Here is a 20380-nt window from a genome sequence, read left to right as displayed (position 1 = left end):
CCACTCCCCCCACGCCCGCCACCGCCGGCTCCCCCCGCCGGCAGCCCGTACCCAGCCCTGGAGAAGAAAGCGTCATGACGACCCGTGAGGTAGAGCACGAGATCACGATCGCCGCGCCCGCACCGGCCGTGTACCGGCTGCTGGCGGAGGTCACCAACTGGCCGCGGATCTTCCCGCCCACCATCCACGTCGACCAGGTCGAGCGGAACGGCTCCGAGGAGCGGATCCGGATCTGGGCCACCGCCAACGGCGAGGCGAAGAACTGGACGTCGCGCCGCGAGCTGGACCCCGAGGCCTTGCGGATCACCTTCCGCCAGGAGATACCCGCCCCGCCGGTCGCGGCGATGGGCGGGACCTGGATCATCGAGCCGCTCGGGGAGGACGCCTCCCGGGTGCGGCTGCTGCACGACTACCGCGCGATCGACGACGACCCGCACGACCTGCTCTGGATCGAGGCGGCGGTCGACCGGAACAGCCGCTCCGAGCTGGCCGCGCTGAAGAAGAACGTCGAGTTCGCGCACGCGGCGGAGGAGGTGACGTTCTCCTTCGAGGACACCGTCCTAATCGACGGTTCGGCGAAGGACGTGTACGCCTTCGTCAACGAGGCCCACCTGTGGCCCGAACGGCTGCCGCACGTCGCCACCGTCCGCCTGGAGGAGAACACCCCGGGCCTGCAGACCCTGGAGATGGACACCCGCGCCAAGGACGGCTCCGTCCACACCACCAAGTCCTACCGGGTGACCTTCCCCCACCACCACATCGCCTACAAACAAGTCACCCTGCCCGCACTGATGACCCTGCACACCGGCCACTGGACCTTCACCGACACCGACGAAGGCGTCACCGCCACCTCCCAGCACACCGTCACCCTCAACACCGACAACATCCACACCATCCTCGGCCCCCAAGCCACCGTCGCCGACGCACGCACCTACGTCCACACCGCCCTGTCCACCAACAGCCGCGCCACCCTCACCCACGCCAAAGCCCACGCGGAGAGCAGGCGTTGACGATGACGACGGACCATCAGGACACCGACACGACCACCCTGGACACCGACGTCCTCGTGGTCGGAGCGGGCCCCGCCGGTCTGATGCTCGCCACCGAGCTGAGGCTGGGCGGCGCACAGGTGGTCGTCGTCGACCAGCGCCCCGGCCCGACCACCGAGTCGCGGGCCTCCACGCTGCACGCCCGCACCATGGAGATCCTCGACTCGCGCGGACTGCTGGACGAGCTCGGTACGCCGCCGTGCGAGCCGCGCGGCCACTTCGGCGGCGTACCCCTCGACCTGACGCTGCCCGGCCCGTACCCCGGGCAGTGGAAGGTGGCCCAGACCCGCACCGAGGAGCTGTTGCAGCGCCGGGCGGCCGACCTCGGCGCGGATCTGTGGCGCCGGCACCAACTGCTCTCCCTGACCGTGCGGGACGGGGCGGCCGGCGCGGCCGAGGGCGTGGAGGCCGAGACCATCGGCCCGTACGGTCCCGTCCGGATCCGGGCCCGCTATCTGGTCGGCTGCGACGGCGAGGACAGCACCGTGCGGCGGCTGGTCCGGGCCCCCTTCCCCGGGCAGGACGCCAGGCGTGAGCTGCTGCGGGCGGACGTCTCCGGCATCAGCGTCGCCGACCGGCGCTTCCAGCGGCTTCGGCACGGGCTCGCCATCGCCGCCACCAGGGACGGGGTGACCCGGGTGATGGTCCACGAGTTCGGCCGGCCCGTCGCCGAACGCGGCGGCGGCGAACCGGACTTCACCGAGGTCACCGACGTGTGGAAGCGCGTCACCGGCGAGGACATCAGCCAGGGCACCCCCCTGTGGGTCAACGCCTTCGGTGACGCCAACCGGCAGCTCGCGCGTTACCGGCACGGCCGTGTCCTGTTCGCCGGGGACGCGGCGCACCGGCAGATGCCGAGCGGTGGGCAGGCCCTCAACCTGGGCGTCCAGGACGCCTTCAACCTCGGCTGGAAGCTCGCCGCGGTGGTGCGCGGCAGTGCCCCCGAGGAACTCCTCGACACCTATGACACCGAGCGGCGCAGCGTGGGCCGTCAGGTCCTCGCCAACATCCGGGCCCAGGTCGAGCTGCTGCTCGGCGGACCGGAGGTCGAACCGGCCCGTTCCCTGCTCACCGAACTCCTCGCCGTGGACGGTGTACGCCGACACCTGGCCGGGATGATCAGCGGCCTCGGCATCCGGTACGACGTCGGAGACGCCGAGGACGCCGGGGGCGTCGGGGACGTCCAGGAGGTCGGGGGACTCGGGGGACTCGGGGGGCTCGGGGGAGCGGCGGGCGGTCGTGGCCTCGGGCCCGACACCGCCCTGGGCGCCGCCGGCGCCGGGGTCGACTCCGGTGACACGGCCGCCGGGCATCCGCTGCTCGGGCGGCGGCTGCCGGACGCGTGGCTGGAGCCCACGGACGGTGGCCCGCGGCGCCGTACGACCGAACTGTTGCGCACCGGTCGCGGGCTGCTGCTGTCCCTGGACGGGAGCAGGAACGGAAACGGGAACGGTGGCGGGGTGCTGCGCGCGGCGCTGGAGCCCTGGAGGGACCGGGTCGCCTTCGTGGCCGGTCCTCCCGAGGCCGGGGGCCCGCTCCCCGCGGGCCAGGCCCTGCTCGTACGCCCCGACGGTCACGTGGCCTGGGCCGGTCCGCGCCCCGACGGCCTGCCCGAGGCTCTGACCCGCTGGTTCGGCTTCCCGGCCGCCGCCGGCTGAGCGCGACCGTACGACCCGTACCGGCCCCAACCGGCCGGCGCGCACCCGCACATGAGGAACCGCACACACGCCACCCACCGATGCGAAGCGCGCCGACGCGCGCGAGGAAAGGACACCCATGGACGCGCAGAGGGACGCGGACGTCATCGTCGTCGGCGCCGGCCCGGCCGGGCTGATGCTGGCCGGGGAGCTGCGGCTGGGCGGGGTGAGCGTCGTCGTCGCCGAGCGGCTGGAGCGGCCCACCGGACAGTCGCGCGGGCTCGGGTTCACCGCCCGCGCGATGGAGTCGTTCGACCAGCGGGGCCTGGTCCCGCGCTTCGGCGGCCTGGAGAAGAGCCCGATGGGCCACTTCGGCGGGGTGCAGTTCGACTACACCGTGCTGGAGGACGCCCACTTCGGGGCCCGCGGCATCCCGCAGTCCCGGACGGAGGCGGTGCTGGAGGAGTGGGCCCGCGACCTGGGTGCCGACATCCGGCGGGGCTGGGAGTTCCGGGCGCTGGAGCAGGACGGGGACGGGGACGGGGTCACCGTCACACTGGACACGTCCGCCGGGGAACGCACGCTGCGCGCCGCCTACCTGGTGGGTGCCGACGGCGGACACAGCCCGGTGCGCAGGGCCGCGGGTTTCGACTTCCCCGGCACCCCCGCCACCCGGGGCATGTACCTCGCCGATGTGGTCGGCTGCCAGGTCGCACCCCGCTTCCTGGGCGAGCGGGTGCCCGGCGGCATGGTGATGGCCGCGCCGCTGAAGGAGGGCGTGGACCGGATCATCGTCTGCGAGCACGGCACCCCGCCGGCCGACCGCAGCGAGACCCCGGAGTTCTCCGAAGTGGCGGCGGCCTGGCTGCGGTTGACGGGCGAGGACATCTCCGGCGGGCGCGCCGACTGGGTCAGTTCCTTCACGGACGCCACCCGGCAGGTCACCGAGTACCGGCGTGGCCGGGTGCTGCTCGTGGGCGACGCCGCGCACATCCATCTCCCGGCCGGCGGCCAGGGCCTGAGCACCGGGGTCCAGGACGCGGTCAACCTCGGCTGGAAACTGGCCGCGACCGTGCGGGGCACGGCTCCTGGGGGCCTGCTGGACACCTACCACGACGAACGCCACGCCGTCGGCGCCCGGCTGCTGATGAACACCCGGGCCCAGGGCACGGTCTTCCTCGGCGGCCCCGAGTCGCAGCCGCTGCGCGACCTGTTCGCCGAGCTCATCGGCCTCGACAGCGTCAAGCGCCATCTCGCCGGTGTGGTCAGCCATCTCGACGTCCACTACGACCTCGGGGACGGCGGACATCCGCTGGTCGGCCGCCGCCTGCCGCCGCGTGCGCTGGACACCGCCGCGGGCGAGGTCCTTACGCCCGAACTGCTGCACCCGGCCCAGGGTCTGCTGCTCGACCTCGCCGACGACTCCGTGCCGCGCGAGGCCGCGGCCCGCTGGAAGGACCGCGTCACCGTCGTCACCGGCAGCCCGCGGGACCCGGACGCCTTCGGCGGTGCCGCCGCGCTGCTGGTCCGCCCCGACGGTCATGTCGCCTGGGCGGACACCGGTACGCAGGAGCTGTCCGCCGCGCTGCACCGCTGGTTCGGTGCGCCGGAGGGCGGCTGAGATCCGCCGCCCGCGCCGACGGCGGGCCGTGTCCCGGGGACCAGGAGAGCCCGCACACCAGAGCACGACCACGAGAGGAAGTACCCCAGTGAGCGTTCCCACGGCCGAGACCATCCCCTCGTCCGTATCCCGTTCGTCCGTGTCCCGTTCGTCCGTGCCCGGTTCGTCCGTGCCGGGCTCGGCCATGTCCCCGGGGGTCCGTCCCGTCGCCCTGCAGGCCGGTGACGTCACGCTCTCCGCGTTGATCGCCCAGCCGGCCGGGCCGCCGCGGGCCACCGTCGTCGCGGTGCACGGCGGGGGGATGAGCGCGGCCTACTTCGACGGGCAGGCCCACCCCGACGTCTCCCTGCTCGCCCTCGGCGCCCGGCTCGGTTACACCGTGGTCGCCGTCGACCGGCCGGGCTACGGGCTGTCCGCCGCGGACGCCCCGGGCGGGCAGACCCTGGCCGAGCAGGCCGGTGCGCTGCACGCGGCGCTGCGGCATCTGGCCGGGCGCGCCGAGACGGGTGCCGGGGTGTTCCTGCTCGCGCACTCGTTCGGCGGCAAGCTGGCGCTGACGTACGCCGCCTGTCAGGCCGGCGACCCGGATCCGGCCGTGCCGCCGCTGCTCGGGCTCGACATCTCCGGGCTCGGCCGCGACTACGCGGTCGACCCGGGCGACGGACCCGACCCGCACCAGCACCGCAACTGGAAACGGAACTGGGGCGCTCTGCGCTTCTATCCGCCGAACACCTTCCGCGAGGCGGAGGCCATGGTCGCGCCCATGCCCTCGCGCGAGCGGGCGGAGGCCGTGCAGTGGCCGCGCCGGTTCCCGGTCGCGGCGGCGGCGGTGCGGGTCCCGGTGCGGCTGACCTTCGCCGAGCAGGAACTGTGGTGGCACCACGACGAGGACACCGTCGCCGACCTGGCCGCGCACTTCGCGTCGGCGCCGTCCGCCTCCGTCGACCGCCAGCCCGGCGCGGGGCACAACATCAGCCTGGGCTGGGCCGCCCGTACGTACCACCTGCGCGCGTTCGCGTTCTTCGAGCAGTGCCTCGCGCGCCGGACCGCGGGCCCGTCCGTCACCCCCTGACGTCATGACGACGACACGCGGGCCCGGCGACGGGGCCGGCCCACGCCGTGCGCCGTTCCGGTCGCCGGCGGTGCGCACCTTCCGGCTCTTCGCGGCCGGCCAGGTCGTATCCGTCGCGGGCACCTGGATGATGGTCACCGCCCAGGACTGGCTGGTGCTCTCCCTGACGGGGGACTCCGGCGCCGCCCTGGGAGTGGTCACGGCGCTCCAGTTCAGCCCCCTGCTGCTGTTCACGCTGTACGGAGGCCGGCTCGCCGACCGCCACGACAAGCGGCTGCTGCTCACCCTCGCCACTCGCGCCTCCGGCTTCCTCGCTCCGGCGCTCGCCGTGCTGGTGCTGACCGGCTCCGTTCAGCTGTGGCACCTGTACTGCTTCGCGCCGGCCCTGGGCACCGTCAACGCGGTCGAGGTACCCGCCCGGATGGCGTTCGTCAGCGAGATGGTCGGCCCCGACCTGCTGCCCGACGCCTCCGCGGTGAGCGCCGCCTACTTCAACACCACCTGCGTGGTGGGCCCCGCCCTCGCCGGGCCGCTCATCACCGCGGTGGGCGCGGGGCCGGCGATGCCGCGCAACGCGGTCAGCTGTCTCGCCGCCGTGACGGCACTGCGCCTGATGCGCCCGGGGGAACTCCTGCGGACCACCGCGCCGGAACGCGGCGCCCGGGTGATCGACGGCCTGCGGCACGTGCGCGGTCGCCCCGACCCGTTCGTACCGCTGGCGCTGGTCGCGGTCGTCGGCCTGTTCGGCTTCACCTTCCCGTTCACGCTGCCGCTGCTCGCCAAGTCCGTCTTCCCCTCGGGCGCGACCACGTTCGGGCTGCTGACCACGGCGTTCGCCGCCGGTTCGCTGCTCGCGGGGCGTACACGCCGTCTCCTGAACAGCCACCGGCCGCAAACGGCACCGGGCCGGGCCCGGCCCCAACCACGAAAGGCAGCCCCATGAGCGAAGAGAACCCGTGCAGTTGGCTCGATCGGCTTCCCGATCCGGTCGCCCTGCGCGCCATGACTCCCGACGAGCGGGCCGGTGCCATCGGCCACTGCCTGCGGCTCGAACTGCACGACCTGCTCGCGGTCCCGCCGGGCCACCGGCTCTCGCCCGCCCTGTCGCTGCGCGGCCAGGGTCTCGACCCGCTCGACGCCCTGCACCTGGGGCGCCGGATCAGGCGCGCCCTCGACGCCGAGGTGCCCGCCGAGGTGCTGCGGGAGAGCACCGTCGGAGAACTGACCGCGCTGCTCGCCCGCTGACCCGCCCGTATCCAGTCCTTCTCAGACCTCTCGAAACATGTGAAGGGGAGACCCCCAGATGGAGCCCGCGATACCCATGGAACTCGACGGCCGACTGATGGAGCTGGCCGAACGCAAGGACACCGCCCGGGCCGGACAGGACCCGAAGGCCACCGAACGCCAGCACGCCAAGGGCAAACTGACCGCACACGAGCGCATCGAGCTGCTGCTGGACAAGGGCAGCTTCCAGGAGGTCGAACCGCTGCGCCGGCACCGGGCCACCGGCTTCGGCCTGGAGGCCAAGAAGCCCTACGGCGACGGTGTGATCACCGGCTGGGGCACGGTCGAGGGCCGTACCGTCTTCGTCTACGCCCACGACTTCCGCGTCTTCGGCGGCGCGCTCGGTGAGGCCCACGCCTGCAAGATCCACAAAATCATGGACATGGCCATCGCCGCCGGAGCGCCCCTGGTGTCGCTCAACGACGGCGCGGGCGCCCGGATCCAGGAGGGTGTCTCCGCGCTGGCCGGCTACGGCGGCATCTTCCAGCGCAACACCCGGGCGAGCGGGGTGATCCCGCAGATCAGCGTCATGCTGGGCCCCTGCGCGGGCGGTGCCGCGTACTCACCCGCGCTGACCGACTTCGTCTTCGCCGTCCGCGACATCTCGCAGATGTTCATCACCGGGCCGGACGTGGTCCGCGCGGTCACCGGGGAGGAGATCAGCCAGAACGGGCTCGGCGGCGCCGACGTCCACGGCGAGGTCTCCGGGGTGGCGCACTTCGTGCACGACGACGAGGAGAGCTGCCTCGCCGAGGTGCGCTACCTCCTGGCGATGCTGCCGTCCAACAACCGTGAGCTGCCGCCCCGGCACGTCGGCGGCGACCCGGGCGACCGGTCCGGGGACGTGCTGCTCGACCTGGTGCCGCACGACGGGAACCGCTCGTACGACATGCGGGCGGTCGTCGAGGAACTCGTCGACGACGGCGACTTCGTGGAGGTGCACGCGGGCTGGGCGCCGAACATCGTCTGCGCGCTGGCCCGGGTCGACGGCCACACCGTGGGCATCGTCGCCAACCAGCCGGCGGCCATGGCGGGTGTGCTGGACATCAAGGCGAGCGAGAAGGCGGCACGGTTCGTCCAGTTCTGCGACTCCTTCAACATCCCGTTGGTCACGCTGGTCGACGTGCCGGGGTTCCTGCCGGGCGTGGACCAGGAGCACGAAGGCATCATCCGGCGCGGCGCGAAGCTGCTGTACGCGTACTGCAACGCGACCGTGCCGCGGGTCTCCGTGGTGCTGCGCAAGGCGTACGGCGGCGCGTACATCGTGATGGACTCGCGGTCCATCGGCGCCGACATCGCGCTGGCCTGGCCGACGAACGAGATCGCGGTCATGGGCGCGGAGGGCGCCGCCAACGTCGTCTTCCGCCGGGAGATCGCGGCCGCGGACGACTCGGACGCGATGCGTAGAGAGAAAATCGACCAATACAAGAGGGAGTTGGTCCACCCTTACTACGCCGCCGAACGTGGGCTGGTCGATGACGTCATCGATCCGCGTGAGACCCGGGCGGTCCTGGCCCGTTCGCTGTCGATGCTCGTCGCCAAGCACGCCGAACTGCCCCGCCGTAAACACGGCAACCCGCCTCAGTGAGCGGCCCCGAAGAGTGAGTGAGGGAGGATCCATGACCGCACAGCACCCTGACACCGACCCCGTGGCCGGTCCGCTGTTCCGGATCGAGCGGGGTAGCCCTTCGCCGGAGGAACTGGCCGCGCTGACCGCCGTGCTCATGGCGGTGACCGCCGGCCCCGGCGCCGTACCGGACGACGTCGCCCGCAGGCAGCAGGTCGTCGCCCTGTGGCGGCGGCCCGAGCGGATCACCGGCTTCGACGGTCCGCGCACCTGGCGAGCGGCGGCCTGAGCGGAGCGGACGGGGGTGGAGCAGGCCGAAGGGCCGGAGAGTTCCCAGGAACTCTCCGGCCCTTCGACTGTGCGTGACCGGGGTGATCCGCGGGCCGGTCGTGGCCGGTCACACGGAGGTCCGAGCCCCGCGGGGTGCGGACTCAGCGCTCGAGGTCCCCGTGCTCGGCGGGATCCCGGAGCATGGAACGCAGGCCCGGTTCCATCTGCACCAGGCGTGCGACCGCGTCGGGAGCGTACAGATACGCGGTGGGCACCGCGCGAACGGCGACGGGCCGGTCCCCGGCACCGGCCAGGGCCACCGCGGCGATATGGGTGGAGCAGAGCGGAAGGTTGCCCACCACCCAGCCCGTCGGCCGCTCGGCGAGTCCGGCCTCGCCGAGGTAGTCGAGGTCCGCGCCCCGCGTCAGCCCGGTGCCCAGACCCTTCAGATACGCCTCCTTCCGCGTCCACAGCCGGCCGAAGGCCATGGTCCGCTCGTGTTCGGGCAGCTTCTCGAGCTCCTCCCGCTCGGACGGGTGCAGCGCCGGCAGACACACCTCGACGGTCTCGGCGGACGGCAGCCGCTGTACGTCGGCGCCCACCCGTGCCTCGGCCACCACCACGATCGCCAGACCGTGGCTGTGCGAGAGCGAGAACTGGGGGGCACCGCCGGGCACCCCGAGCACCACCGGCCGACCGTGCCGTTCCCCGTTGCCCTTGTGCCGCTCGCCGGCGAGATGGAGCCGGCTCGGTTCGATACCGGTGTATCCGGCCAGGACCCGGCGCAGTCCCACGTGTGCCGCGGCGTACATCTGGCGGTCGTCGGGCCTGCGGTAGGAGTCGGCCCGTCCTCGCTCGTGCGCGTCGAGCTCGTCGTAGGGGACATCACGCGGTGAGTCGGGCGGCGGCAGCAGCCACACGTCCAACTCCCCCCGCGCCACCGCGAGCCGGCGCACCGCCGGGGTCAACGACGGCCTTCCGTGTGGGCTTTGGCGTGGGTGAGGGTGGCGCGGCTGTTGGTGGACAGGGCGGTGTGGACGTAGGTGCGTGCGTCGGCGACGGTGGCTTGGGGGCCGAGGATGGTGTGGATGTTGTCGGTGTTGAGGGTGACGGTGTGCTGGGAGGTGGCGGTGACGCCTTCGTCGGTGTCGGTGAAGGTCCAGTGGCCGGTGTGCAGGGTCATCAGTGCGGGCAGGGTGACTTGTTTGTAGGCGATGTGGTGGTGGGGGAAGGTCACCCGGTAGGACTTGGTGGTGTGGACGGAGCCGTCCTTGGCGCGGGTGTCCATCTCCAGGGTCTGCAGGCCCGGGGTGTTCTCCTCCAGGCGGACGGTGGCGACGTGCGGCAGCCGTTCGGGCCACAGGTGGGCCTCGTTGACGAAGGCGTACACGTCCTTCGCCGAACCGTCGATTAGGACGGTGTCCTCGAAGGAGAACGTCAGGCCGGCATCGGCGGCCTCACGCTCGGCGTTCTCCTTCAGCGCCGCGAGCTCCGCTCGGGCGCCGCGGTCGACCTCGGCGTCGATCCTGTCCAGTGCCTCGGGGATGTCGCCCTCGGCGCGGAACTCGTGCAGCAGCCGCACCCGGGAGGCGTTCTCCCCCAGCGGCTCGACGAGCCAGGCGCCGCCGATCCCGGCGACGTGTTCCTCGGTGACCAGATGCTGGAAGTTGACCCGCCGTGCGGCGGGTTCGACGATCCGGCGCAGGGGCCGGCTGCGCGGCCCGCCCTTCGCGGACGGCCCGCCCTCCGCGGAGGGCCGAGCCTCCGCGGTCGGCGCGGTTTCCCAGATCCGCAGTCGCTCCTCGCCTTCGGGGGCCGTCTCGTGCGCGACGTGGATGACCGAGGGGAAGATCCGGGGCCAGTTCCCCACCTCGGCGATCAATCGGTGGACCGTGTCCGCCGGAACCGCGACGTTGATCTCGTGCGCGACTTGGCGCATGCCCGGGTGCTCCATGCTTGCTGTCTCCTCGTCCTGGTGTGGTGCGCGCGGACGGGACGGGGCGGGAACGGTGCCGGACGGAAAAGCCGCTGCCGGGTGGGGGAATTCCCGGCAGCGGCCGGCCAGTGGGATGGGATCGTGCCCATGTGCCCGCGTCCGCGCGCGATCTTGGTGGACGTCCTTCTGCCGTGCGGCGCGGAAGGGCGTTGTTTCACGTGAAACCGGCGGTTGGCTCCTACCGTGCGGTGACGCGCTGTGCGGACCCGGCGGCGGGCCGGCCGCCGTCCGGCCGGCCCGCCGCCGGATGGTTCACTCGCCCGCGGCGCGGGTGTGCACGACCCGGTAGGTGTTCTCGTCCTGCCAGGTCTGCAGCGCGGTGACGCGGGCGTCGACCTTCTGACGCTCCGGGGAGCGCTCCCCCTGCGGCACGGAACGGAAGGCGTCGTACGCCTCCTTGCTGTCCCACTGGGAGTAGACGACGACGAACTTGCCGTCGAGACCGCGGGCACGCAGGCCGCGCAGGACCGTGTGGGTGCGGTAACCGGGGACGTCGACCAGCCACGTCTGGGACTCGCCCAGCGCGTCGATCAGGTCCTCCTGGTCGTCCTGCTCCACACCGAACAGCTCGATGGACGTGTAGTCGTCGCGGTCCGGGGAGATCTCCGTGACGCCGCCCAGTTCCGGCTTCTGCTGGGTGAAGGCGATCTCGTTCTGGAGCAGACGGATCGAGGTGGTGATCTCGCCGAAAAGCGGCAGGGTGCGGTGCTTGAACTCCTCGCCCGCGTAACGGCTCTCCAGGTCCTCGGTGCTGCGCCACTGGATGAAGTTGGCCGTTCCCGGCTTGTCCTGTCCGGCGTGCACCGTGCTGGATATCCAGCCCTCATAGGCCGCCGTGTCGACGATCTGGCGCATCGCGGCGAGCAGCTTGACCTGCTTCTCGGCGGCGTCGGTCGAGAACAGGTTGAGAACGGTCAGGTGCTGACCATCGGCTGCGATCTTCGGCATTCTCTCGTCTCTTCCGTTCGAGGAAAGGTGAGTTGCGAATGGAGGTACGAATGCAGCATGGCAAGCGGATCTGTCCATGTGAAAGGCTCCGCGGTTCAGGAATGACCGCTCATTTGTCAATTGTTCGAGGGGCGTGTCAGATCTTTCTCAACTTCGTCAGAGCTGTGAAAAACGGCCTTGGTCGCCGATTGGCGCGGGCGCCATGCTCGGGTAATGCAGTCAGGCCCGGAAGAATCAGAGATATCCACTCTCCTGGACCGGTACCTCATCGGTCTCGACGACGACGAACTCGACGACGCGTGGGCGCGGGAACTCTTCACGAAGGACGCCCTGGTCGAGTTCCCCATGAGCCGGCACGAGGGTCTCGAAGGACTCGCCGGCTACCACCGTGACGCGCTGACGGCCTTCGCCGCCACCCAGCACCTGGGTTCACCCGCGTGCGTCGCCCTCGACGACGACGGTGAGCGGGCCACGCTGCGCGCCAACCTCGTCTCGACGCACGTCCACCACCCCGGCGCGACGGACGAGCCCCTGTTCCAGGTCGGCACCCTCGCCACCGGTGAGGCCCGCCGAGCCGCCGAGGGCTGGCGACTCTCCTCCCTGACCTTCCGCGTGCTCTGGAGCCGCGGCACCCCGCCCCGACCCCAGGAGCCCCGATGACGACTCTGGCGGCGGCCAGCGCCCAGGACATGAAGCTCGCGATCATGCTCGCCGACATCGGGGTGGTGCTCGTGGCGGGCGCCGCGCTCGGCCGGCTGGCGCAGAAGCTGCGCCAGCCCGTGGTGGTCGGTGAGATCACCGCGGGCATCCTGCTCGGCCCCAGCGTCCTCGGTCTGCTGCCGGGGAACCTGACCGAGCGCCTCTTCCCCGTCGACGTACGGCCGTTGCTGTCCGCGGTCTCCCAGGTCGGCCTGATCCTGTTCATGTTCGTGGTCGGCTGGGAGTTCGAGAAGCGGCTGATCCGGCCGCACGCCCGGCTCGCCGCGGGCGTCTCGCTGTCGTCGATCGCGATGGCGTTCGGCCTGGGGGTGGCGCTCGCCCCGTTCCTGTACGACGAGCACGCCAGCGTGGCCGGACACCACATCTCCTTCGTCGCGTTCGCCACCTTCATCGGCACCGCGATGTCGGTGACCGCCTTCCCGGTGCTGGCGCGCATCCTCACCGAGAACAAGCTCCTGGACACCCGGGCCGGCTCCCTCTCGCTGGCCAGCGCCGCCATCGACGACCTGCTCGCCTGGTGTCTGCTGGCGTATGTCTCCGCCCTGGTCACGGCGAACGGCAACTACTCCGACCTCGCCCGCATCGGGCTCTACAGCGCCGCCTACGTCGCGGGGATGCTGCTGGTCGTACGGCCGCTGGTGGCCCGTCTGGTCTGGCGCTGGGCCGCCACCGAGCGCTGGTCCGCGTTGCTCGCGGTGCTCTGCGCGGGCGCCCTGACCTCGGCCTGGCTGACCACCTGGATCGGCATCCACGCCATCTTCGGGGCCTTCCTGTTCGGGTTCGTGATGCCCCGTGAACCCGCGATGGTCCTGGCCGAGCATCTGCGCAAGCCCATGGACCACGTCAGCGTCGTGCTGCTCCCGGTCTTCTTCATCGTCACCGGGCTCGGCGTGGACCTCGGCGCGCTCACCTCCGGCGACCTCGTCGCGCTCGTCGCGATCATCGTGGTGGCCTGCACCGGCAAGCTGGTCGGCGCGATCCTTCCGGCGCGGCTGGCCGGGTTCTCCTGGCGCGAGGCGAAGGACCTGGGGCTGCTGATGAACACCCGGGGTCTGACCGAACTCATCATCCTCAACGCCGCGGTGAGCCTGGGCGTGCTCGACGGACGCATGTTCACCATGCTCGTGATCATGGCCCTCGTCACGACGGCGATGGCGGGACCGCTGCTGTCCCGGCGCGGTCCGGCGACGGCCGACGTGTCGGCGACGTCGGAGCCGCGGGAGGCGTCGAAAGTGTCCGGGGCATCCGGGGCGTCCGAGATACCGGCCCCGTACGGCCCGGAAGCCGCCGCGGACTTCAGCCGCCCACGCGGCTGAGACCCGCGCACCGAACCCCCCGTACCCGACCTTCACGCACCCGACCTACGCGTGGCCGACCTCCGCGCACCCGACCTCCGCGTGGCCGAGGCCCCCGGGCCGCCGAGGTCCCCGTCCACCTGAATCCCGCGCACCCCGTCCGAAGCGTGCGCGTACCCCCGTAACCCGTAACCCGTAACCCGTATCCGAGAACGAGAGGGCTGTCGTGATACCCGTTTCGCAAGCCATCCCCGAGCAGCTCGGTCCGGTCGACGGCCGCACGCTGCGCACCGTGTGCGGGCACTTCGCCACCGGTGTCACGGTCATCACCTCGGGCAGCGGTGAGAACGCCGCTGGCGCCACGGTGAACTCCTTCACCTCGGTCTCCCTGGACCCGGCGCTGGTGCTCATCTGCCTGCACCACAACTCCCGGCTGCTGCCCGTGGTCCAGGAGTCCGGCGGCTTCGTCGTGAACTTCCTGACGCAACGCCAGGAGCCGGTGGCCTGGGCCTTCGCCGGTCGGCGGACCGCCCGGATCGAGGAGGTGCCGCACCACAGGTCGGTCCACGAACTGCCCGTGCTCAGTGAGGCGCTGGCCCACCTGGAGTGCCGGCTGGCCGCCGAGTACGACGGCGGCGACCACACCATCCTGCTCGGCGAGGTCGTCTCTCTCGGTACGCCCGCCGGGGAGGAGGATCCGCTGATCTTCTTCCAGGGCGCCATGCGGGAACTCGGCGACGACCGGGTCCTGCCGGGCCGGTGACCCGGTGACGGACGTGGGCGGCGCCACGGCGGGCGGGCCGGACTCAGTGGTGACGGGCCGAGGCCTGCTCCTCCGCCGTGTCGAACTCCTGACGCGCCTGCTCCACGAGCGGCAGGTGGACGGTCGACCAGTCCGTGAGCGAGGCGAACAACGGCGCCAGGGTCCGTCCCAGGTCGCTGATCTGGTACTCCACCCGGGGCGGCACCTCGGGGAAGTACGTGCGGATCACCAGTCCGTCGCGCTCCAGCTGACGCAGCCGCTGGGTCAGCACCTTCGGCGTGATGGTGCCGATGTTGCGCTGCAGTTCCACGAAGCGCTGGGTGCCGAAGGCGTTGAGCGTCCACAGGATCGGCGTGGTCCAGCGGCTGAACACGATGTCGAGGACCGGCTCGATCAGGCAGGGCTGCCGGGAACCGGCCGCGGCCGCGTGTGCGGCTTCGGGGCCGGCCAGGACCGGGGTGGCGCCCGCGACGGCGCTCTCGCCCACGGTCGTGGCGCCCGCGCTCGTCGCGCCCCCGGGGGCCGCGCCGCCGTTCTGGGCCGCGGTGCTCTTCATACCGATCATCACCTTCCGGGAAGTCACTTTCCTCTAGGTACCTACTTTACTCAGGATGCTAGCTTCCGAGAAGCCAGCGATACCCGCACCTCCCCGCACGTCCCCGTCCCAGAATCCTCATGCTCCTAGGGAGTGACATGTCCATCCAAGAGTCCACCCACAGCCCCGCGGTGGCGGGCGACTCCGGGCCGGTCCGCCGCCCCGGACTCATCCTGGCCTTCCTCTGCCTGGCCGGCTTCATGACCTTCCTCGACGTCTCGATCGTGAACGTCGCCCTGCCGACCATCGAGGACGAACTCAACATCTCCACGACCGCGCTGCAGTACGTGGTCACCACCTACGGCATGCTCCTGGGCGGCTTCCTGCTGCTGACCGGCCGGCTCGCCGACACCCTCGGCCGCCGCCGGATGCTCCAGACCGGCCTGCTCCTGTTCGCCGGTGCCTCCCTGCTCGCCGGAGTCGCCCAGAACGCCACGATGCTGATCGGCGCCCGCGGCGCCCAGGGTCTGGGAGCCGCGTTCATCGCCACCGCCGCGCTCAGCCTGCTGACCAACAACTTCGAGGAGGGCCCGGCCCGCAACAAGGCCCTCGGCGCCTGGGGCGCGCTCAGCGGTCTCGCCGCCGTCGCCGGCGTCACCCTCGGCGGTCTGCTCACCGACGGTCCCGGCTGGCGCTGGATCTTCTTCATCAACGTGCCGATCGGCATCATCGGCGCCCTGGTCGCCCCGATGGTCGTCGGCGAGAGCCGCTCCGCCGAGCGCAGCAGGTCCTTCGACGTCGCCGGTGCCGTCACCCTCACCGGTGGCCTGGTCGCGCTGATCTTCACTCTCGGCCAGACCGTCTCCGACTCCGACGTCCCGACCGGCCGGGTCATCGGCGGGTTCGTCCTCTCCGCGCTCCTGCTCGTCTCCTTCGTCCTGATCGAGCGCCGCGCCAAGGAGCCGCTGATGCCGCTCGGCGTCTTCCGGCGCCCCTCGCTGCGCGCCGCCAACGTCATCGCCGTCCTGCTGCTCGGCACCTGCGTGACCCTGTTCTTCTTCGCCAGCCTCTTCATGCAGCAGGTCCTGGACTACTCGGCCGTCAAGACCGGCTTCGCCTACGTGCCGCTCGCGGTGCTCACCGCCGTCGGCGCCGGCATCGCCTCCCAGGTCGTCACCAAGGTCGCCGCCAAGCCCGTCCTGCTGGTCGGTCTCGCGCTCTCCGCGACCGGCATGATGCTCCTGTGGCGCGCCCCGTCCGACGCCTCGTACCTGACGGACGTGCTGCCCGCCTTCGTCCTCATGGGCCTCGGGCTCGGCATGTCCTTCGTCCCGCTGCAGGTCTCGGCGTTCGCCGGGATCGAGGAGCGCGAGTCGGGCCTGGCCGCCGGTCTCATCAACACCGCCCAGGAAGTCGGCGGCGCGCTCGGCCTGGCCGTCGCGGCGACCTACGCCTTCCGCCGCGTCGACGAGCTGACGGCCAAGGCCCACGGAGTCCCGGCCCTGGTCCAGGACGCCCGTACGACCGTCTTCCACGACGCGTTCCTCGTCGGTGCCTGCTTCGCCGCGGCCGCCTTCCTGGTGACCCTGGTGCTGCTTCCGCTGACCAAGTCCTCCGAGCAGTCCGCGGCCGTGCCCGCGCACGCCTGACGGAAGAACGGACCCGGCCATGTCCAAGCAACTGCCCCTGTCCGCCGCGGCGGAGGAGTTCCTCGCCGAGAACGCCCTGTGCACCCTGACCACCCTGCGCCCGGACGGCACCCCGCACGTGGCGCCCGTACGGTTCACCTGGGACGGTGAGGCGGGCCTGGCCCGGGTGATGACCACCGTGCACCGCCGCAAGTCCCGCAACCTGCTGGCCGCGGCCGGCGGCCGGGCCGCCGTGTGCCAGCTGGTGGGGCCCCGCTGGATCACCCTGGAGGGCCCGGCGACCGTCTCCACCGACCCGCCCCGGGTGGTGGAGGGGATGCGCCGCTACGCCAAGCGGTACTGGTCCCAGCCGCCGCAGCCGCCGGGCCTGGCGGTCATCGAGATCGAGGTGGACCGGGTGATGGGCCTGTACTGAACCGGACCCGCACCGAACTCCCGTACGGGGCACGCGCGAGCGGGCCGGGCGGAGGAGACGGTCGCCGGGCGGACGAGAGGGTGCCGGAAGACACTTCCGGCACCCTCTCGCATGCTCCCCCTGGAGTACGCACCCCGTACCGCCCGGTAGCTGCCGGGCCTCTGACGAACTTGTCAGAACTTGTCAGAGTTCTGTATCGGCGGCCATTCAGGTTCCCGAGAGCCCTCGGAATACTGGAGAAAACGCCAGCGGGAGAGGGAATATGGACGCTTTCAATGCCGATGTGATCGTTGCCGGTGCAGGACCCTCGGGGCTCATGCTCGCAGGGGAACTCCGCCTCTCGGGTCTCTCGGTCATCGTGCTCGACCGGCTGGAACAGCCGATGCAGCAGTCCCGCGCCCTGGGGTTCTCGGCCCGCACGATCGAGGAATTCGGCCAGCGTGGACTTCTCGGGGAATTCGGCCCGCTGGAGACCATACCCGGCGGCCATTTCGGTGGACTTCCCATCGACTACCGCGTGGTCGAGGGCGGCAATTTCGGTGTCCGCGGAGTTCCGCAGTCGCGCACCGAGGCCATCATCGCCACATGGGCCACGCGGCTGGGCGCCGACATCCGCCGGGGCCACGAGGTCATCGGCATGACGCAGGACGAGGACGGCGTACGGGTCGAGGTCGCGGGGCCCGAGGGCGTGGAGACTCTGCGCGCCGCGTACCTCGTGGGCTGCGACGGAGCCCGCTCCACCGTCCGCCACCTGGCCGGGATCGACTTCCCCGGGGTCAGCGCCACCATCGAGATGAAGATGGCCGACGTCGCCGGCGTCCAGCTGCGGCTGCGCCCCACCGGCGAGGTCGGCGAGGCCGGCATGGTCGTCGTCCTGCCGCTCGGCCCGGGCGCCACCCGCGTGGTGGTCTTCGAGCGCGGCGCGGGCGTCCGTCCCACCCAGGAACCGCCCACCTTCGAGGAGGTGGCCGCCGCCCTCCAGCGGGTCACCGGCGAGGACATCAGCGGCGCCGAGCCGCTGTGGACCAGTTGCTTCACCGACGCCAGCCGGCACGCCGCCGCGTATCGCGAGGGCCGGGTCTTCCTGGCCGGCGACGCCGCCCACATCCACCTGCCGATCGGCGCCCAGGGCATCAGCGCGGGCGTCGGCGACGTGGTCAACCTGGGCTGGAAGCTCGCCGCGGCCGTCAAGGGCCACGCCCCCGCGGGGCTGCTCGACACGTACCACTCCGAGCGCCACCCGGTCGGCGCCCGCATCGTCCACAACACCCTCGTCCAGCGCACCCTCTACCTCGGCGGCCCCGAGGCCCAGCCGCTGCGCGACCTGTTCGCCGAGCTGGTCCGGATCGAGGACGTACGGCGTCACCTCGTCGGTCTGGTCACCGGTCTCGACATCACCTACGGAGCCGTCGAGGGCGGCCACCCGCTGCTCGGCCGCCGGCTGCCCGACCAGGACCTGCTGGTCGGCGACGACAAGACGACGACCTACGAGCAACTGCACGCGGGCCGTCCGGTCCTGCTGGACCTGCACGACAGCGCCGCGCTGCGCGAGGCCGCGGCCGGCTGGGCCGACCGCGTCGACGTCGTCACCGCGACGCGGCCCGACGCCGGAGCCCCGGCCGCCGACCTCCTGGTACGCCCCGACGGCTATGTCGCCTGGGTCGGCGCCGACGGCTCGGCCGAGGGGCTGACCGACGCGCTCGCGCAGTGGTTCGGCGAGCCCCGCGACGCCGCCTGAACCACCCGATCCCCCGACCGGTCGACCCCGAACCACCCGAACCCCCGTAGGACGCGCGCCACCGATCCGACCCGCCCGTGAAACGAGAAAGAGGAGTGCGGTCTTGCCCACCAAGGCTGAGGAAGCGAAGAAGGCCGACAAGGCCGCCGAGTGGACCGAATGCGACGTAGCCATCCTGGGTTCGGGCCTCGCGGGCTCGATCATGGGAGCGATCCTGGCCCGTCAGGGCGCCGACGTGGTGCTCATCGACGCCGGGCAGCACCCCCGGTTCGCCGTCGGCGAGTCCCAGAACCCGCAGCTCGTCGAGTGGCTGCACATTCTGGCCGTGCGCTACGACGTGCCCGAGATCAAGCACATGCTGGACGTGAAGGCGGTCACCGAGCACATCGGTCCGACGCACGGCCGCAAGCAGAGCTTCGGCTTCGTCACGCAGCGGCCGAACCGCGAGCCGGACCCGCGCGAGGCGACGATGTTCGTCATCCCGAAGATGCTCACCGAGGCGGTGCACCTCTTCCGGCAGGACACCGACTCGCACTATCTGAACGTCGCCGCCAAGTACGGCTGCACCCTGCGCCAGAACTGGTTCGCCACCGACCTGGACGTCGACGTCGACGGTGTCACCGTCACCGGCAGGAACGGCGAGGTCTTCCGCGCCAAGTACCTGATCGACGCGAGTGGCTTCCGCTCCCCGCTGGCCGAGAAGTTCGACCTGCGCGAGAACCCGCCCCGGCACAAGCACCACGCCCGCTCGCTCTTCACGCACTACGTGGGCATCAAGCCCTACGACGACGTGTGCAACTACCCGGACGCGCTCCGCCCGCCCGCCGAGTCGCCCTTCCACGGCGGCACCCTGCACCACCTCATCGAGCGCGGCTGGTTCTGGATCATCCCCTTCGACAACTACAAGGACTCCAAGAACCCGGCCTGCAGTGTCGGACTGACCTTCGACGAGCGGCTGTACCCCAAGCCGAAGGACATGACGCCGGACCAGGAGTTCCACCACTACCTCGACATGTACCCGGCGGTGAAGCGGCAGTTCGACGGAGCCAAGCGGATCCGCGAGTGGGTCTCCACCGACCGGATCCAGTACTCCTCCAAGCGCACCATTGGCGCCCGCTGGTGCCTGATGTCGCACGCGGCCGGCTTCATCGACCCGCTGTACTCACGCGGCCTGTCCAACACCTTCGAGGTCGTCGACGCGCTCGCCTACCGGATCCTCGACGCCCTGCGCGAGAACGACTTCACCGAGGAGCGCTTCGAGTACGTCGAGCGCCTGGAGCAGGGACTCCTGGAGTACAACGACAAGATCGTCAACAGCTCGTACATCGCCTTCAGCCACTTCCGGCTGTGGAACGCGGTGTTCCGGGTCTGGGCCTGCTTCACCACCCCGGCCACCATGCGGCAGATCATGGCGCGCCAGAACTTCCAGCTCGACGGTGACGACCGGCACTTCAAGGAGATGGAGAAGGCGCCGTACACCGGTCTGTGGTGGCCGGACAGCCACGCCTTCAAGGTCCTCTTCGACATCACCGCCGAGACCTGCGAACGGTACGAGGCCGGCGAGATCGACGGTGACAAGGCCGCGGACATCGTCTTCGAGGCGATCCGCGACTGCGAGTCGGTCAACACCCCGTTCGGCTGGAAGGGCCCCGAGGACCTCCGGTTCTTCCGGGCCACCACGCCCACGATGATGAAGTTCATGTGGTGGGCGAGCACGTCCGGCCCCAAGGAGATGCGCGATCTCGGCCGTTCGATGCTCGCCGGAGTCGTCAAGCAGGGCATGAAGGGCCGCAAGGTCTCCTGACCCCGGCCGCGGTCACC

19 protein-coding genes are annotated in these 20380 nt (G+C 71.4%); 15 read left to right on the top strand and 4 right to left on the bottom strand.

Features of this window, described 5'->3' with window-relative positions; all coding sequences use genetic code 11:
* Positions 1-74: 74 nt before the first annotated feature.
* The 8 genes from OG199_RS21320 to OG199_RS21285 all read left to right on the top strand — a co-directional run bounded on the left by OG199_RS21320 (position 75) and on the right by OG199_RS21285 (position 8519).
* Positions 75-1010, top strand: a complete 936-nt coding sequence (locus OG199_RS21320) for an aromatase/cyclase (protein ID WP_405830813.1) — start codon at positions 75-77, stop codon at positions 1008-1010.
* 2 nt (positions 1011-1012) lie between these two features.
* Positions 1013-2707: an FAD-dependent oxidoreductase gene (locus tag OG199_RS21315; protein ID WP_405830812.1), complete on the top strand. Its 1695-nt coding sequence runs from the start codon at positions 1013-1015 to the stop codon at positions 2705-2707.
* A 118-nt stretch (positions 2708-2825) separates the two neighbouring features.
* Positions 2826-4307: an FAD-dependent monooxygenase gene (locus OG199_RS21310; RefSeq protein WP_405830810.1), complete on the top strand. Its 1482-nt coding sequence runs from the start codon at positions 2826-2828 to the stop codon at positions 4305-4307.
* 88 nt (positions 4308-4395) lie between these two features.
* Positions 4396-5379 (top strand): alpha/beta hydrolase, encoded by a 984-nt coding sequence (locus OG199_RS21305; protein ID WP_405830809.1) that lies wholly within the window; start codon positions 4396-4398, stop codon positions 5377-5379.
* A gap of 4 nt (positions 5380-5383) precedes the next feature.
* On the top strand, positions 5384-6322 hold the full coding sequence (locus OG199_RS21300; RefSeq protein ID WP_405830807.1) for an MFS transporter: 939 nt from the start codon (positions 5384-5386) through the stop codon (positions 6320-6322).
* The gene (locus tag OG199_RS21295) at positions 6319-6624 is read left to right on the top strand and encodes an acyl carrier protein (RefSeq protein ID WP_148014262.1); all 306 of its coding nucleotides are present in this window, start codon (positions 6319-6321) and stop codon (positions 6622-6624) included. Before OG199_RS21300 ends, OG199_RS21295 begins: the two co-directional genes overlap by 4 nt.
* 58 nt (positions 6625-6682) lie before the next feature.
* Positions 6683-8251 carry an acyl-CoA carboxylase subunit beta gene (locus OG199_RS21290; protein WP_401806497.1) on the top strand — a complete coding sequence of 523 codons (1569 nt, stop codon included), beginning with the start codon at positions 6683-6685 and terminating at the stop codon, positions 8249-8251.
* Between the two features lie 31 nt (positions 8252-8282).
* A complete protein-coding gene (locus OG199_RS21285) occupies positions 8283-8519 on the top strand; it encodes an acyl-CoA carboxylase subunit epsilon (protein ID WP_401806498.1) in 237 nt (78 codons plus the stop codon).
* Between the two features lie 142 nt (positions 8520-8661).
* Here the strand turns inward: OG199_RS21285 and OG199_RS21280 are convergent, their stop codons facing one another.
* The 3 genes from OG199_RS21280 to OG199_RS21270 all read right to left on the bottom strand — a co-directional run bounded on the left by OG199_RS21280 (position 8662) and on the right by OG199_RS21270 (position 11444).
* Positions 8662-9468 (bottom strand): 4'-phosphopantetheinyl transferase family protein, encoded by an 807-nt coding sequence (locus tag OG199_RS21280; protein ID WP_401806500.1) that lies wholly within the window; start codon positions 9466-9468, stop codon positions 8662-8664.
* Positions 9465-10454: an aromatase/cyclase gene (locus tag OG199_RS21275; RefSeq protein WP_405830804.1), complete on the bottom strand. Its 990-nt coding sequence runs from the start codon at positions 10452-10454 to the stop codon at positions 9465-9467. The genes OG199_RS21280 and OG199_RS21275 overlap by 4 nt, the downstream gene beginning before the upstream one ends.
* Positions 10455-10748: 294 nt before the next feature.
* Positions 10749-11444: an antibiotic biosynthesis monooxygenase gene (locus OG199_RS21270; protein ID WP_356808211.1), complete on the bottom strand. Its 696-nt coding sequence runs from the start codon at positions 11442-11444 to the stop codon at positions 10749-10751.
* Between the two features lie 213 nt (positions 11445-11657).
* Here OG199_RS21270 and OG199_RS21265 point away from each other — a divergent pair, with 213 nt between their 5' ends.
* From OG199_RS21265 to OG199_RS21255, 3 genes are all read left to right on the top strand, one after another.
* The gene (locus OG199_RS21265; protein WP_401806505.1) at positions 11658-12104 is read left to right on the top strand and encodes a nuclear transport factor 2 family protein; all 447 of its coding nucleotides are present in this window, start codon (positions 11658-11660) and stop codon (positions 12102-12104) included.
* Positions 12101-13480, top strand: coding sequence for a cation:proton antiporter (locus OG199_RS21260; protein ID WP_356808215.1), 1380 nt, complete (start codon positions 12101-12103; stop codon positions 13478-13480). The genes OG199_RS21265 and OG199_RS21260 overlap by 4 nt, the downstream gene beginning before the upstream one ends.
* 205 nt (positions 13481-13685) lie before the next feature.
* Positions 13686-14222 (top strand): flavin reductase family protein, encoded by a 537-nt coding sequence (locus tag OG199_RS21255; protein ID WP_405830801.1) that lies wholly within the window; start codon positions 13686-13688, stop codon positions 14220-14222.
* A gap of 43 nt (positions 14223-14265) precedes the next feature.
* On the opposite strand, the gene OG199_RS21250 is transcribed toward OG199_RS21255, so the two are convergent.
* The gene (locus tag OG199_RS21250) at positions 14266-14673 is read right to left on the bottom strand and encodes a winged helix-turn-helix transcriptional regulator (RefSeq protein WP_405834626.1); all 408 of its coding nucleotides are present in this window, start codon (positions 14671-14673) and stop codon (positions 14266-14268) included.
* Positions 14674-14915: 242 nt separating this feature from the next.
* On the opposite strand from OG199_RS21250, the gene OG199_RS21245 reads away from it, so the two are divergent.
* The 4 genes from OG199_RS21245 to OG199_RS21230 all read left to right on the top strand — a co-directional run bounded on the left by OG199_RS21245 (position 14916) and on the right by OG199_RS21230 (position 20363).
* Complete coding sequence (locus OG199_RS21245) at positions 14916-16406, top strand: MFS transporter (RefSeq protein ID WP_356808217.1); 1491 nt, start codon at positions 14916-14918, stop codon at positions 16404-16406.
* Positions 16407-16425: 19 nt separating this feature from the next.
* Entirely contained in the window at positions 16426-16821 is a 396-nt protein-coding gene (locus OG199_RS21240) for a pyridoxamine 5'-phosphate oxidase family protein (RefSeq protein ID WP_356808219.1), read from the top strand.
* Between the two features lie 262 nt (positions 16822-17083).
* Positions 17084-18559 carry an FAD-dependent monooxygenase gene (locus OG199_RS21235; protein ID WP_405830799.1) on the top strand — a complete coding sequence of 492 codons (1476 nt, stop codon included), beginning with the start codon at positions 17084-17086 and terminating at the stop codon, positions 18557-18559.
* Between the two features lie 103 nt (positions 18560-18662).
* Positions 18663-20363, top strand: a complete 1701-nt coding sequence (locus OG199_RS21230; protein WP_405830797.1) for an NAD(P)/FAD-dependent oxidoreductase — start codon at positions 18663-18665, stop codon at positions 20361-20363.
* The last annotated feature ends 17 nt before the right edge of the window (positions 20364-20380 follow it).

The sequence above is a fragment of the Streptomyces sp. NBC_01176 genome (assembly GCF_045039825.1).
Taxonomy (GTDB): domain Bacteria; phylum Actinomycetota; class Actinomycetes; order Streptomycetales; family Streptomycetaceae; genus Streptomyces.
The sequence above is the reverse complement of the archived record's forward strand: the minus strand, read 5'-3'. Positions and strand labels throughout refer to the sequence as shown.

Coding starts and splice junctions, on each gene's coding strand:
- OG199_RS21320 (WP_405830813.1), top strand. CDS start 75: ATGACGACCCGTGAGGTAGAGCACGAGATCACGATCGCCGCGCCCGCA.
- OG199_RS21315 (WP_405830812.1), top strand. CDS start 1,013: ATGACGACGGACCATCAGGACACCGACACGACCACCCTGGACACCGAC.
- OG199_RS21310 (WP_405830810.1), top strand. CDS start 2,826: ATGGACGCGCAGAGGGACGCGGACGTCATCGTCGTCGGCGCCGGCCCG.
- OG199_RS21300 (WP_405830807.1), top strand. CDS start 5,384: ATGACGACGACACGCGGGCCCGGCGACGGGGCCGGCCCACGCCGTGCG.
- OG199_RS21295 (WP_148014262.1), top strand. CDS start 6,319: ATGAGCGAAGAGAACCCGTGCAGTTGGCTCGATCGGCTTCCCGATCCG.
- OG199_RS21290 (WP_401806497.1), top strand. CDS start 6,683: ATGGAGCCCGCGATACCCATGGAACTCGACGGCCGACTGATGGAGCTG.
- OG199_RS21285 (WP_401806498.1), top strand. CDS start 8,283: ATGACCGCACAGCACCCTGACACCGACCCCGTGGCCGGTCCGCTGTTC.
- OG199_RS21275 (WP_405830804.1), bottom strand. CDS start 10,454: ATGGAGCACCCGGGCATGCGCCAAGTCGCGCACGAGATCAACGTCGCG.
- OG199_RS21270 (WP_356808211.1), bottom strand. CDS start 11,444: ATGCCGAAGATCGCAGCCGATGGTCAGCACCTGACCGTTCTCAACCTG.
- OG199_RS21265 (WP_401806505.1), top strand. CDS start 11,658: ATGCAGTCAGGCCCGGAAGAATCAGAGATATCCACTCTCCTGGACCGG.
- OG199_RS21260 (WP_356808215.1), top strand. CDS start 12,101: ATGACGACTCTGGCGGCGGCCAGCGCCCAGGACATGAAGCTCGCGATC.
- OG199_RS21245 (WP_356808217.1), top strand. CDS start 14,916: ATGTCCATCCAAGAGTCCACCCACAGCCCCGCGGTGGCGGGCGACTCC.
- OG199_RS21240 (WP_356808219.1), top strand. CDS start 16,426: ATGTCCAAGCAACTGCCCCTGTCCGCCGCGGCGGAGGAGTTCCTCGCC.
- OG199_RS21235 (WP_405830799.1), top strand. CDS start 17,084: ATGGACGCTTTCAATGCCGATGTGATCGTTGCCGGTGCAGGACCCTCG.